Origin of the sequence: Weizmannia sp. FSL W8-0401, from assembly GCF_038009125.1 — a bacterium.
Lineage (GTDB): Bacteria > Bacillota > Bacilli > Bacillales > Bacillaceae_C > Weizmannia > Weizmannia coagulans.
The window spans coordinates 2,152,822-2,166,591 of the sequence record NZ_JBBPAG010000001.1 but is presented as its reverse complement, the minus strand read 5'-3'; the positions used below and the strand labels follow the sequence as shown (position 1 = coordinate 2,166,591).

The 13,770-nt window shown below is 49.3% G+C and carries 11 protein-coding genes; 8 read left to right on the top strand and 3 right to left on the bottom strand.

Annotated features, from left to right (window positions below):
* The first annotated feature begins 21 nt into the window (after window positions 1-21).
* From NSU00_RS10575 to ccpA, 6 genes are all read left to right on the top strand, one after another.
* The gene (locus tag NSU00_RS10575; protein WP_340703659.1) at window positions 22-2,847 is read left to right on the top strand and encodes a DNA translocase FtsK; all 2,826 of its coding nucleotides are present in this window, start codon (window positions 22-24) and stop codon (window positions 2,845-2,847) included.
* A 290-nt stretch (window positions 2,848-3,137) separates the two neighbouring features.
* The gene (gene murC / locus NSU00_RS10570; RefSeq protein WP_237348320.1) at window positions 3,138-4,451 is read left to right on the top strand and encodes a UDP-N-acetylmuramate--L-alanine ligase; all 1,314 of its coding nucleotides are present in this window, start codon (window positions 3,138-3,140) and stop codon (window positions 4,449-4,451) included.
* 203 nt (window positions 4,452-4,654) lie between these two features.
* Entirely contained in the window at window positions 4,655-5,179 is a 525-nt protein-coding gene (locus NSU00_RS10565; protein ID WP_340703658.1) for a DUF948 domain-containing protein, read from the top strand.
* Between the two features lie 18 nt (window positions 5,180-5,197).
* On the top strand, window positions 5,198-5,575 hold the full coding sequence (locus NSU00_RS10560) for a YtxH domain-containing protein (RefSeq protein WP_013859979.1): 378 nt from the start codon (window positions 5,198-5,200) through the stop codon (window positions 5,573-5,575).
* A 332-nt stretch (window positions 5,576-5,907) separates the two neighbouring features.
* Entirely contained in the window at window positions 5,908-6,984 is a 1,077-nt protein-coding gene (locus NSU00_RS10555; RefSeq protein ID WP_017553447.1) for a bifunctional 3-deoxy-7-phosphoheptulonate synthase/chorismate mutase, read from the top strand.
* A 340-nt stretch (window positions 6,985-7,324) separates the two neighbouring features.
* Complete coding sequence (gene ccpA / locus NSU00_RS10550) at window positions 7,325-8,323, top strand: catabolite control protein A (protein ID WP_340703657.1); 999 nt, start codon at window positions 7,325-7,327, stop codon at window positions 8,321-8,323.
* A 90-nt stretch (window positions 8,324-8,413) separates the two neighbouring features.
* Here ccpA and NSU00_RS10545 read toward each other — a convergent pair whose 3' ends face one another.
* The 3 genes from NSU00_RS10545 to NSU00_RS10535 are packed head-to-tail and all read right to left on the bottom strand — an operon-like array spanning window position 8,414 to window position 10,872.
* Complete coding sequence (locus NSU00_RS10545; protein ID WP_340702797.1) at window positions 8,414-9,568, bottom strand: acetoin utilization protein AcuC; 1,155 nt, start codon at window positions 9,566-9,568, stop codon at window positions 8,414-8,416.
* Entirely contained in the window at window positions 9,565-10,212 is a 648-nt protein-coding gene (locus NSU00_RS10540; protein WP_014097698.1) for an acetoin utilization AcuB family protein, read from the bottom strand. The genes NSU00_RS10545 and NSU00_RS10540 overlap by 4 nt, the downstream gene beginning before the upstream one ends.
* A gap of 27 nt (window positions 10,213-10,239) precedes the next feature.
* Entirely contained in the window at window positions 10,240-10,872 is a 633-nt protein-coding gene (locus NSU00_RS10535; protein WP_013859974.1) for a GNAT family N-acetyltransferase, read from the bottom strand.
* 223 nt (window positions 10,873-11,095) lie between these two features.
* On the opposite strand from NSU00_RS10535, the gene acsA reads away from it, so the two are divergent.
* Together acsA and modA are read left to right on the top strand one after the other, a co-directional pair.
* Window positions 11,096-12,814, top strand: coding sequence for an acetate--CoA ligase (gene acsA, locus NSU00_RS10530; RefSeq protein WP_340703656.1), 1,719 nt, complete (start codon window positions 11,096-11,098; stop codon window positions 12,812-12,814).
* Window positions 12,815-12,980: 166 nt separating this feature from the next.
* Complete coding sequence (gene modA, locus NSU00_RS10525; RefSeq protein WP_340703655.1) at window positions 12,981-13,769, top strand: molybdate ABC transporter substrate-binding protein; 789 nt, start codon at window positions 12,981-12,983, stop codon at window positions 13,767-13,769.
* Window position 13,770: the final 1 nt, after the last annotated feature.

Below are 13,770 nucleotides of genomic sequence, written 5' to 3'. Positions count from 1 at the left end.
GCATGAGCAAAGGAAAGAGTGATGAATTTGAGCTGGATTAAAAAAATGGCAAAATACTTCAAAGATGAAAACGTGCACGAAGAGGCCCGGGATCCGGCCGGGCTTTACCAGGCACGCCCGGAGAATATAGATACCCGTGTGGCTTATCATTATCCGAAAAAACAGTTTCGTTTTCCTGTGATTCCGGATCAGGAAGGGGAACGCCGGAAGACGACTGAAAAACCGGAAAAGCAGCAGCCGCGGGCAAAAAAACATCGTCCGGATCCACGGCCAGAACGGGGAGAAAAGGTGCAAAAAGGCCATCCTTTCCGGCCGACGGACATCCCTTCCCCGGTCTTTGGATTCAAACGGCCGGCAAATGATTTGCCTTCGCAAGAAGAAACAACAGTGTTGGAATACGAGCTGGAAGATCATTATAAAAAGGATATCCATCTATTCGATATGGCAAAACTGCAGCAATTGCTTGATTTTGCAGAAAATCCGGGCACGGACGGCGAAGGGAACCCGGCAGAACCGGAACACGGCATCCAAATGGCGGATCATTGGTTCGAAGAGGAACAAACTGATTTACCGGCAGATCAAGCCGGGCGCACAACAGCGGATCAGGCGGAAAAGGGCGAATCTGTCCAAACGGAAACAGGGCACGGCGAAGATTCGCCAGGTGCGGCAGATGAAGCCGCAGGAACGCCGGAATCCGAAACGGCATACAGGCTAGAAGTACCCGGCACAATTCCGTCTAATGAATCGGAACAGCCGAAAGTGAAAACGTCGGAATCCGGCCCGGCAAGTGCGCTGCCAAAAGAGGATGCGGCGGCCATTTCTTCTGAAGAATCCGGTGCAAACCCGGCAGATGAAGCAGAAAAAGAAACAATGGCATCCTATCCGGCAAGTGAACCGGCAAAAGGGAAAGCGGAAGAGACCCCGGCGTCCGCTTTGGAGAATATGGAGCCAGAACAATGTAGCATAGGAACGCCGGAATCTGGAGCAGCAGACGGATTGGAGAAAACTGGCATAAGCCTGGCGGATGAACCGGAAACAGGGAAAGCCAGCCTGGCAAGTGATCCTGGAAAAGTGGAATCCGAAGCCGATCCGGCAAACAGACCGGAAACAGGGAAAGCCGCGGCTGTTTCTCCGAAGGCAAGCATGGCGGACCTTGCAAATGAACCGGAAAAAGTCTCTTCGATATATGCTTTGGAAAAAGCCGAAAAAAATGCAGGAAATGAACCGGAACAGCGGCATACGGAAACGGCGGGCATTTCTCCGTCATCCGGCGAAGCAACAAAAACGGAAGGACGCCCGAGAAAGCATCTGCCGTTTAACGTGCTGATGCTGAAACAGGATCGCCGGAAGATCACAGAAAAAAAAGAGGCCCCGGTTCCCCGGCCGGAACAGGAAAACCCGGCCGAAAACAGTCGTGAAAAACCGTTTTCTTTCCCGCCGCTCTCGTTGCTGGAGCCGCCGGTAAAGCAGACCCGGGATGAGGGGTGGATCCAAGAACAAAGCTATACGCTGGATGAGGCACTTGAAAATTTCAATGTCCGCGCGAAAGTGGTAAATGCAAGCCAGGGGCCTTCCGTTACCCGGTTTGAAGTCCAGCCTGAACCAGGCGTAAAAGTCAATAAAATCACCAATCTGAACGACGACTTAAAATTAAGCCTCGCTGCGAAAGATATCAGGATCGAAGCGCCGATTCCGGGCAAGCATACGGTCGGCATTGAAATCCCGAACTTGAAAAGCCGCCCTGTCCGTTTGCGTGAGATTATCGGCGATCCCGTATTTCAAAACAGCAAATCCCCGTTGACGGTTGCGATGGGCCTGGATATTTCCGGAAAACCGGTTGTAACCGACCTGCAAAAAATGCCGCACGGGCTGATTGCAGGCGCCACCGGATCGGGAAAAAGCGTCTGTATCAATTCGGTGCTTGTTTCGCTTCTGTATAAAGCGGCGCCGCAGGATTTGAAACTGCTCCTGATCGACCCGAAAATGGTGGAGCTTGCGCCATATAATCAGATTCCGCATCTCGTCAGCCCAGTCATTACAGATGTCAAAATGGCAACAGCGGCATTAAAGTGGGCGGTTGAAGAAATGGAAAGGCGTTATGAATTGTTTGCCCATGAAAGTGTACGCGATATTCACCGTTATAATGAAATGGCCGCCCGTACCCGCAGGTTTTCCGAAAAGCTGCCGTATATTGTCATTGTCATCGATGAGCTCGCTGATTTAATGATGACCTCGCCGGGGGATGTGGAAGATGCCATCTGCCGGATTGCGCAAAAAGCGCGCGCCTGCGGGATTCACCTGATTCTGGCGACACAGCGGCCAAGCGTGGACGTCATTACCGGCTTAATCAAGGCCAATATCCCGACGCGCATTGCTTTTTCCGTCTCTTCACAGGTCGATTCGCGCACCATTATCGATATGAGCGGGGCGGAAAAGCTGCTTGGAAAAGGGGACATGCTGTTTTTGGAAAACGGTACTTCCAAACCGGTCCGGCTGCAGGGCACTTTTGTGAGCGACCGTGAAATTGACGATGTTGTGTCATATGTAAGGGAAGCTGCAACGCCTGAATATTTGTTCCAGCCTGAAGAATTGCTGAGACAAACGGAACCGGGCGAAGAAGAAGACGAGCTTTTTCCCGACGCCTGCGAATTTGTCATTCACCAGGGCGGGGCGTCCACGTCACTTTTGCAGCGCAATTTCCGGATCGGCTATAACCGGGCTGCCCGCCTGATTGATATGCTGGAGCAGCAGGGGATTATTTCCGGGGCGAAAGGAAGCAAGCCGCGGGATGTTTTAATCACGAAAAGCGAATTGATGCAAATGCAGGAAGCAGAAAGCAGAGAGTGATGGTTTTTCCTTATAGCCGGCAGCTGTTTTGGCAAGGATAGTGGAAAAAGGGCATGAAGAATGCGGATGTGAACTGCCCTTTCCGGCTTCCGGCGGGCTGCGGGCAAAATTCCGCTTTTTCATGTTCACGGCTGCCTGGAAATGATATAATGATGGAGTATGATTTTTTTATGATGGGCATGAAGGCGGCCGTATAAAGCCTGTACAGCTGCTGTGGAAACATGCCTTATCGCACATGGCGGGTTTTTATCATATACTGCATACATATAGACATTGTTGGAGGTTCTATTATGACTGTATACCATTTCGTAGGGATTAAAGGATCGGGCATGAGCGCACTGGCACAGATCCTGCATGACATCGGATACGAAGTGCAGGGGTCTGACGTGGAAAAGCGCTTTTTTACCCAGCAGGCATTAGAAGATGCCGGCATTAAGATCCTGCCTTTCAACCGGGAAAACATCCGCCCCGGCCTGACGGTGATTGCCGGCAATGCTTTTCCCGATACGCACGAAGAAATTGATGAAGCGATGAAACGCGGCATTCCTGTGATCCGTTACCATAAATTTCTCGGTGAGTTTCTGAAAAATTTTACGAGCGTTGCTGTAACAGGCGCGCACGGCAAAACATCGACTACCGGGCTGCTTGCCCATGTCATGCATGAGATCAAGCCCACTTCCTATTTGATCGGGGACGGAACGGGAAAAGGGGTTCCGGGAGCGGAATATTTTGTATTTGAGGCATGTGAATACCGGCGCCACTTTCTTTCCTACCATCCGGATTATGCGATTATGACCAATATTGACTTCGACCATCCGGATTACTATGCGAACATTGACGATGTCTTTTCCGCTTTTCAAGAAATGGCGCTGCAAGTCAAAAAAGGCATCATCGCTTACGGGGATGACGAGCAGCTGCAAAAAATTCAGGCAAAAGTGCCGGTTGTTTTTTATGGCTTTGAAGAAGGCAACGATTTTCAGGCAAGAAATATTGTGACGGAGCCGCAAGGAACGAAATTCGATGTGGTGGTCCGCAATAGTTTTTATGGAACGTTCGAAATTCCCTCCTTCGGGAACCACAATGTGCTGAATGCGCTCGGGGTCATCGCCCTCTGCCAATACGAAGGCATCGAAAAAGAAGCGGTTAAAACGCATTTAAAAACATTTCACGGGGTCAAACGCCGCTTTACGGAAAAAGAAATCGGCACGCAAATCATCATTGATGACTATGCCCACCACCCGACCGAGATTAAGGCAACCATTGATGCCGCGCGGAAAAAATATCCGGAAAGAGAGCTTGTCGCCGTATTCCAGCCGCATACTTTCAGCCGCACGCAGGCATTTCTTACAGAGTTTGCGGAAAGTTTAAACCTTGCAGATCGGGTTTTTCTGTGCGATATTTTTGGCTCGGCGCGTGAACATCACGGAAAGCTTTCTATTTACGATTTGCAGGAAAAAGTCGACGGATCGCAAATTATCAAGGAAGAGGACATGTCCCCGCTTCTTGGCATTGAAAACAGTGTCATCCTCTTTATGGGTGCCGGGGATATCCAAAAGTACCAAAAGGCATACGAAACATTGCTGCAAAAGCATGTAAGCCGGTAAGGCAGAGGCATTGTCCGAAAAACAGGCGGGCAATGTCTCTTTTTGTTATGAGATTTGTCAAGCAGAAAATGTTTCCATTTTTGTTGGCATAAGGCGGCCGTTATGCGAAAATAAGGGTGGTACCCGCAAAGATTTCAACCCCCAATTGTTTAAGGAAGGCGATTTGGGGTAATTTTATTTGTACATGGAGGTGGTAACGAAAGATGAAAATCATCCTGTATTTGAGCGTGGCGCTAATTGCTGTTGCATTCCTCATTCTGGTCATCGCCCTGACGAGGACATTGAAATCATTAAGCAAAACATTGGACAACTTGTCGGATACGGTAAAGGGCCTTGAAGGGCAGATGCACGGCATTACAGAGGAATCTACAAAATTACTAGAAAAAACGAATGTGCTGGTTGAAGACATCGAGCATAAATTGGAAAGGCTGAACAGTGTCGTCTATGCCGTGGAAGATATCGGTGTTTCCGCCCAGCAACTGAGCCAGACGCTGCGTAAAGTCACAACATCGATTGCTTCGGCCGTCAGCAAAAGGCAGGACAAAATTGCACAGGCCGTGCAATGGGGCGCTGCGCTGAAGGAAATAAAAGATAGATGGTCGGGCAAAAAAGGTGCAGGCACGAATGAAACCCATCCTGTCCATGCCCAAAACCCTATCCCGAAACACCTTCTTGAAGAAACGGCCCGTAATGATGAAAGGCTGCTCCAACGGGTAAGAAATTCATAAACTGAAGGAGGAATTTACATGTCTGAAGAACAAATGTCCACGAAAGATTTTTTGACTGGTGCAATTGTCGGCGGTGTTGTCGGTGCTGCGGTAGCGCTTATGTTGGCGCCGAAATCAGGGAAAGAACTTCGGGAAGACTTAAGCGGCCAGGTGGAAACCATCAAAGGAAAAACAGACGGCTGGCGTGAATTTGCGACCGAAAAAGGCACCCAGCTGGCTTCGCAGGCTGCTGAAAAAACAAAACAAGTACGCGATTTTGCCGTGCAGAAAGGCAGCCAGCTGAAAGACAGCGCTGTCCAGACCGCGCAGCAGGCAAAAGATAAAGCCGAAACGGATATGGGAGATGTGAACCAGCAAAGTTCAAATTCAGGCAGTTCCTCATCGGCCGGCGAGTAACGGCGCAAAAAAAAAGCGGCATGTCTGCCGCTTTTTTTTGCGCTTTTCAGGCGGCAAAACAGAACAAGACGAATGATACGGGCTAAGAGCCTGCCCCTTTTTGTGCGCTTTTTTTCAGGCCGAGCGGGAACCTTTTTCCGAAAAAAACATATAAAACAATAACAGGACGGGCGTTGCTTTAGTACATAAAAGCGTTTATCCAGTAAAGAATTTTTCCGTGACTTTTTAAAAAGAATCGATTATAATAAGGGCTAATCACTTGTAAGCTTCTATGGCAACAGGCGCCTGCAACAAAATGAGATAAGGATATTGACAGAGAGGATGAGAGGTACGTGGGGAACAGAGAGCTTGAACAATTGCGGAAAGAAGTTGAAGAAGTAAACTTAAAGCTGCTTGAGTTGATCAACAAGCGGGGTGAGCTCGTCCAGGAAATCGGGAAACTGAAAGAAGCCCAGGGCGTAAGCCGCTATGACCCGATCCGGGAACGCGAAATGCTGAATGCCATTATAGAACATCACGATGGCCCGTTTGAAACGTCTACCATTGAACATTTATTTAAAGAGATTTTTAAAGCGGCCCTTGAACTGCAGGAAGATGACCACCGGAAAGCATTGCTTGTTTCGCGGAAGAAACAGCCGGAAAATACAATTGTTGACATTAAAGGCGAAAAAGTGGGCGACGGCAACCCGCATTTTGTATTCGGCCCGTGTTCGGTTGAATCGTACGACCAGGTTGCGGCTGTTGCGGCATCCGTAAAAGCGAAGGGGCTGAAACTGCTTCGCGGCGGCGCCTACAAACCGCGTACCTCTCCGTATGATTTTCAGGGGCTTGGGCTTGAAGGCCTGAAAATTTTAAAGCAGATTGCCGATGAATATGATCTCGCTGTGATCAGTGAAATCGTGACACCAGCTGATCTCGAAAAAGCAGCCGATTACCTCGATGTAATCCAAATCGGCGCGCGCAATATGCAGAATTTCGAGCTGTTGAAAGCGGCAGGTTCCATCCAGAAGCCAATTCTCTTAAAACGCGGGCTCGCGGCAACGATTGAAGAATTTATCAATGCCGCTGAATACATTATGTCAAGAGGAAACGGACAGATTATTCTTTGCGAACGGGGTATCCGGACGTACGAACGGGCGACCCGCAATACGCTCGATATCACGGCGGTTCCGATTTTAAAACAGGAAACGCATTTGCCGGTATTTGTGGATGTGACCCATTCGACAGGGAGAAGGGATTTGCTCCTTCCGGCTGCCAAAGCGGCGCTTGCGATCGGCGCGGACGGTGTGATGGCGGAAGTGCACCCGGATCCGGCAGTCGCGCTTTCGGACGCCGCACAGCAAATGGATTTGAAACAGTTCGATGCGTTTTATCAGGAAATCCAATCCGCCTTGCCGGCGAAAATATAAGGATCAGCATCCAGCCTTCTGCCTTGCAGAAGGTTTTTCTTTGTGGCGCTTTTTCAGTTGGCTACATTCTGTTATAAAACGTTGAATCCGGATGGTTGGCTAAATTCGTTTGTGAAGAATGTGGCAATTTTGTGTCAAACCTTGCAGGAAGTTTTTGCCTGGCTTATCATATATGGTATAATGAGAAGTCTAATGAACCGATAAAAATGTCGAACGCGATCGTGTTTGGGCATTTTTTTGTACGATACACCAGAGGAAAAAGCCTTACATTTCTTTGTTTAAGACAGGCTGATTGGTGAAAACTATGAACAGGACTTGTATATTGGAGAGTGATTGAAAGATGAATATTACGATTTATGATGTTGCCCGTGAAGCCAACGTTTCCATGGCAACGGTCTCGCGGGTCGTTAACGGAAACCCGAATGTGAAACCGACAACAAGGAAGAAAGTGCTCGAAGTGATCGACCGGCTCGGCTACCGCCCGAATGCGGTTGCGCGCGGCCTCGCCAGCAAAAAGACGACAACCGTGGGCGTCATTATCCCGGATGTGTCGAATATGCTGTATGCGGAACTTGCCCGCGGGATTGAAGATATCGCGACGATGTACAAATACAATATTATTTTAAGCAATTCCGACCAAAATAAGGAAAAGGAACTGCGCCTTTTGAACACGATGCTCGGCAAACAGGTGGACGGCATTGTGTTTATGAGCGGGAATATTACGGAAGAGCATATTGAGGAATTTGAAAAATCTTCAGTCCCGATCGTACTCGCCGGGTCGATTGAACCTACGGGGAAAATTCCGTCCGTTAATATCGATTATAAAAAAGCGACCATTGAAGTGATCAGCGAATTTGCCAAAAAAGGCCATAAGGAGATTGCATTGGTAATCGGGCCGCTGCATGATGCGGTCAACCGCGAATTGCGCCTGGAAGGATACAAAGAAGCGCTCCGTAACGCAGGCATCGAATTCAATGAGGATTATGTGCTGGAAGGGGACTATACATATGAATCCGGCATAGAAGCATGGCAACGGCTTCAGGAATTGGACAAGACCCCTACGGCCGTGTTTGTCGGAAGCGATGAAATGGCACTCGGCGTAATCCACGGCGCCCTTGATGCCGGCGTCAACATTCCGGAACAGCTGGAAGTCGTTTCTTCCGATAATACGCGTCTCGCTGAAATGGTGCGCCCGCAGCTGACTTCCGTTGTCCAGCCGTTGTATGATATCGGTGCTGTTTCCATGCGGCTTTTGACGAAATACATGAACAAAGAAACCGTAACGGAAAACCAGGTCATCCTGCCGCACCGCGTGGAGTACCGGAATTCGACAAAATAAAAAAGCAGCATGGGCGTAAAACGCTGCGCACCATTGAAACGAATAAAATTAAGGCCGGTGCTGCCAGAATGGTCTGGCAGGGCCGGCTTTTTATTTTGTTTGTTTAATGAATTGCAGCAACCGGTTCAGCACAAGCCGGTTTTTTTCTTCAATTTCCGGTTTGCGCGGGATCGGGCGGTATAAACCTTCCGGGTCGTCCCATCTTTCAGGCAGGGGGTAGGGGGAGATTTTTTGCCATTTTTCGAGCCATGCAGCAGGGATCTCTCCGCCTCCGCCTGCCTTTTCCGCCATTTCCAGCCAAATGAGTGACCAGGCCCGCGGCACGACCCGCCAAATGTCATAGCCGCCCCCGCCGGTTGCAATCCACCGGGCTTCGCAATATTCGTGCGCAATTTTGTGGGCCAGTTTCGGAATTTCGCGGTAAATGTTCATCGTCGCGGACAAATGGGTGAGCGGGTCATAATAATGGGCGTCCGCCCCGTTTTGCGTGACCAGTACATCCGGCTTGAAATATGCGGCGATTTCTTCCAATGCTTTTGAATAACATTCCAGCCATGATTCGTCTTCTGTAAACGCATCCAAAGGAATATTGAAAGAATAGCCATATCCTTTTCCCGTTCCCCATTCGTTGACATTACCGGTGCCGGGGAAAAGGTAACGGCCTGTTTCATGGATGGAAAACGTACAAACATTTTCATCATCGTAAAAAGCCCACTGCACGCCGTCGCCGTGGTGGGCATCCGTGTCCACATAAAGAACGCGCGCGCCGTATTGTTTGCGCAAATATTTGATTGCAATCGCCGTATCGTTATAGATGCAAAATCCGGAAGCTTTGCCGCGGAATCCGTGATGCAGCCCACCACCAAGGTGCAAGGCATGCCGCGCCCTCCCCGACATCACTTCTTCGGCTGCCTGCAATGTGCCGCCAGCGATTAAAGCGCTTGCTTCGTGCATATTCGGAAAAACAGGGGTGTCTTCTGTCCCGAGCCCGTAATTTTCAGCTTTGACCGGATCAAGTTTTCCATGGCCGGCCAGTTTTACGGCTTCCACATAAGACGGGTCATGGATAAGCAACAGTTCTTCATCAGCAGCTTTCCGCGGTTTGACGATATCCTCCCCGCTTAAAGCCCCGATCGTTTCGAGCAGCTCTTTTACCAATTGGAGCCGCATCTGATTAAACGGGTGGTCATCGCGGAAACGGTAAGCCAGCAAATCGGCGGAATAGACGAAAACAGCATCTTTCATCGCGGCATCCCCGGCATATTCGGCCAGAGTACTTCATAGCCGGCCTCCTTCAAATGCGTAATAAGGGACACCGGATTCATCGTGCTGACCCGGAACACGAGCACACGGTTTTCCTCATTTTTACGATCGGGGTAAATCAGCACACTTAAAATATTCAGATGATGTTCGTATATGATTTCGGTAATATCGCGCAGGATGCCGGTCCGGTTGCGGGCGCGGATTTCAATCTGCGAACTCGGATGCCCTGCGCCGGTCAGATCGACAAAAGTCTGAAGCAGATCGGTCCCTGTCACAATCCCGGCCAGTTGCCCGTTTTCAAGAATCGGCAGGCAGCCGATCCGGTTGTCATTCATGAGCGCGGCAATGTCTTCGATAAAGTCGAGCGGATGCCCTGTCAAAAGGTCCGTTTTCATAATTTTTTCAAGCGGCAGCGAAAGTTTTTCCAGCTGCTCGCCCGGGAAAAACGGATTGGGCGCCACTTCCTTGATGTCACGTTCAGTGACGACCCCGCACAGTTTGCCGTTTTGGTCGAGCAACGGGATATGGCGGATCTGTTCCTTCTGCATCAATTTTAGCGCGTCCTGTACGGTATGCCGGGGCGACAGCGTCTTGACGTCTTTTTGCATGATTTCTTCCACAATCATCTTTACCCATCCCCTTTTGCCGAAGTTTTAGTACATATACCGGTTTTTAAAGCGGATCCGGTCAAATTTTTCAACCGATTCCTGATCGACTCTTTTCCCGATCCGCACCATTAGGCAGTTTGCCGGATGCGAGCAAATTTCGGGATCGTCCGTGGCGAACCATTTCAAGCCGCCTGCTGCCATCATTTTTTCCATCATCTTCCGGTATTCCCACACGTTCAGGCCGGTTCCTTTCATATCCCAGTGCCAGTAATATTCGGTCGTGATAATAATATAATCTTCCATCGCATCGTCCATCATGGAGACTTTCAGCAAATGCTTGCCGACAGCGCATCCCCGGTATTCCGGAATGACTTCGATTGCGCCGAGTTCGAGAAGATTGTCCATATGGCCCTCTGACCAGCGTTCGAGCGGGTCCGGGAAAAGAAACGTGACATAGCCGACGATTGTATTGCCGCTGCGTGCCAGAATGATCCTCCCCTCCGGTAGGTCGGCAATTTCAATCAGGGCAGCATGCTGTTTCGGCGCGGGGCGGAAAGCTTTTAAGTCTTCATGGAATTCCATTTCCGCAAGCCTTTTCCCGGGAACCGGCCCTTCAATCACAAGCGGCCCTGCTTTTGTAGGCAATTCGATAGCATAATATGTTTTCTTATGTTCCATTTTTCCACCATCCCTTGAACAAATCAAAGAAAAAACAGTATGATGAATGACCGTTCATTTCACAATTTCATCATCTCATGTTTACAGAACAAAAACAATATGGAAAAAGGGAAATTCCAGAATTGTTCACAATGGTGGCATTTGCGGAAAGAAGTTTTAAATTGTGAATAAAACAGTTTTCATATATAATAAATGTGTGAATCTAAACAAAGGGGGACCTTACATGAAACTGGAAGCGTTACCAACCGTACAAGGGGATTTCAATCTGAAAAACTATGAAGAAACCCGCAAAACGTTCAGCTGGAAAGACGCCGAGAAAAATTTTTCATGGTATGAAACAGGGCGTGTCAACCTGGCGTATGAAGCCATTGACAAACATGCGGAAAGCTCCCGCAAAAATAAAGTAGCGCTCATGTACTTAAGTGATTCACGCAACGAGAAATATACTTACTATGAAATGAAAAGGCTGACAAACAAGGCGGCAAATGTTTTAAAAGAAAAAGCGGGCGTCCAAAAAGGTGACCGTGTTTTCATCTTTATGCCGCGCTCTCCGGAACTGTATTTTGCCATGCTTGGCGCCATCAAGCTCGGCGCCATTGTCGGCCCGCTGTTTGAAGCGTTTATGGAAGGGGCTGTAAAAGACCGCCTTGAAGACAGTGAAGCGAAAGTGCTTGTGACAACCCCTGACCTTGTCGGGCGTGTCCCGGCCGGCCAGCTTCCGGCATTGGAAACCATCTTTGTTGTCGGGGAAAATGTCAAAGAAGAAGGAAAGTACAAAGACTACCTGAAATATTTTAACGAAGCTTCCGATAAACTGGAAATCGAATGGGTTGACCGGGAAGACGGGCTGATCCTCCACTATACGTCCGGTTCAACCGGAAAGCCAAAAGGCGTCCTCCATGTCCATAATGCCATGATCCAGCATTACCAGACGGGAAAATGGGTGCTTGATTTAAAAGAAGATGATATTTACTGGTGCACGGCAGACCCGGGATGGGTAACGGGAACTTCTTACGGCATGTTTGCGCCATGGTTAAACGGCGCAACAAACGTCGTTGTCGGCGGCCGCTTCAGCCCGGCAGCGTGGTACAGAACGATTGAACGGTTCGGCGTCACCGTTTGGTACAGCGCCCCGACTTCGTTCCGGATGCTGATGGGGGCCGGCAATGAAATCATTAACCAATATGACCTCTCGACATTGCGCCATATTTTAAGTGTCGGTGAACCGCTGAATCCGGAAGTGATCCGCTGGGGCAATGAAGTATTCGGGCTCCGCATCCATGATACATGGTGGATGACGGAAACCGGCGCACAGCTGATCTGCAACTATCCTTGCATGGATATCAAACCGGGATCGATGGGGAAACCGCTCCCTGGCATTGAAGCGGCCATTGTTGATGACCAGGGAAATCCGCTTCCGCCGAACCGGATGGGCAATCTCGCCATTAAAAAAGGCTGGCCTTCCATGATGCGTGCCATCTGGAACAACCCGCAAAAATATGAATCTTACTTTTTCCCGAACGGCTGGTACGTTTCCGGTGACTCGGCTTATATGGACGAGGACGGCTATTTCTGGTTCCAGGGCCGCGTGGACGATGTCATCATGACGTCCGGCGAAAGGGTCGGGCCGTTTGAAGTGGAAAGCAAACTGATCGAACATCCGGCCGTTGCGGAAGCCGGCGTCATCGGCAAGCCGGATCCGGTCCGCGGCGAAATTATTAAAGCCTTTATCGCTTTAAGGGATGGATACGAACCGTCAGATGAGCTGAAGGAAGAAATCCGCCAATTTGTGAAAAAAGGGTTGGCCGCCCATGCCGCGCCGCGGGAAATCGAGTTTTGCGAAAAACTGCCGAAAACCCGGAGCGGGAAAATCATGCGCCGCGTCCTGAAAGCCTGGGAACTGGATCTGCCGGCCGGGGACCTTTCGACAATGGAAGATTGAGTACGAAACCGGACAGCCTTAATGCTGCCCGGTTTTTTCGTCTAAAGGTTTCATTGATACAGAACAATGGAAAAATCCCCGGGTAAGTGAAAAAATTGAGAAAGAAAAAATATTCCGTTATCATAAAAACATATCCTTTTATAAGAGTGTAAGGTTGGTGTTCAATATGAAAAGGTTCGGTATGACGTTGCTTTGCCTTTTCCTGCTTGCGGGCTGTTCCGCACAAGGGAGTGCATCCGGCTCAGCCAAGAAGCAATCGAAACAAACAGAAATCAATGTGGCGGCAGCTTCAGATTTGACAAAGTCTTTCCGGCAAATCAGCAAACAGTTTGAAAAACAGACCGGCATCAAGGTGAAACTTGTTTTTGCCGCATCCGGCGAGCTGGAGCAGCAAATTGAAAACGGCGCGCCGTATGATGTGTTTGCGGCGGCGAACGCGGATTACGTCAACCAGCTGGCGGATAAAAACATGCTCGTTCCTGGCACAAAAACCGTCTACGCATACGGGAAAATCGGGATTGCCGCCAAACAGGGCAGCCATCTTTCCATCCGCAGCCTTAAAGATTTAACCCGCCCTGAGGTGAAAAAAATTGCCATTGCCAACCCGGAAACAGCGCCATACGGATTGGCGGCAAAACAAGCGCTTCAAAAAGCGGGGATTTGGGATGAAGTGAAATCAAAATTGGTTTACGCCAAAAATATTTCAGATACCCTCACATACGTAAAATCGGGAAATACAGAAGCCGGCATCGTTTCTCTTTCTCTTGCGCAAGGTGAAAAGCTGGCTATTGCCAGCATTTCAAGCAGCCTGTACAATCCGCTGAAACAGACGGCAACGGTTGTGAAAAGCTCGAAAAAGCAGGAAGCCGCGAAGAAATTTGTGCATTATTTAGCCGGCAGGGAAGCGCAAAATACGATGAAAAAATACGGCTATGCAGTGTCTGCGGGGCAGTAGC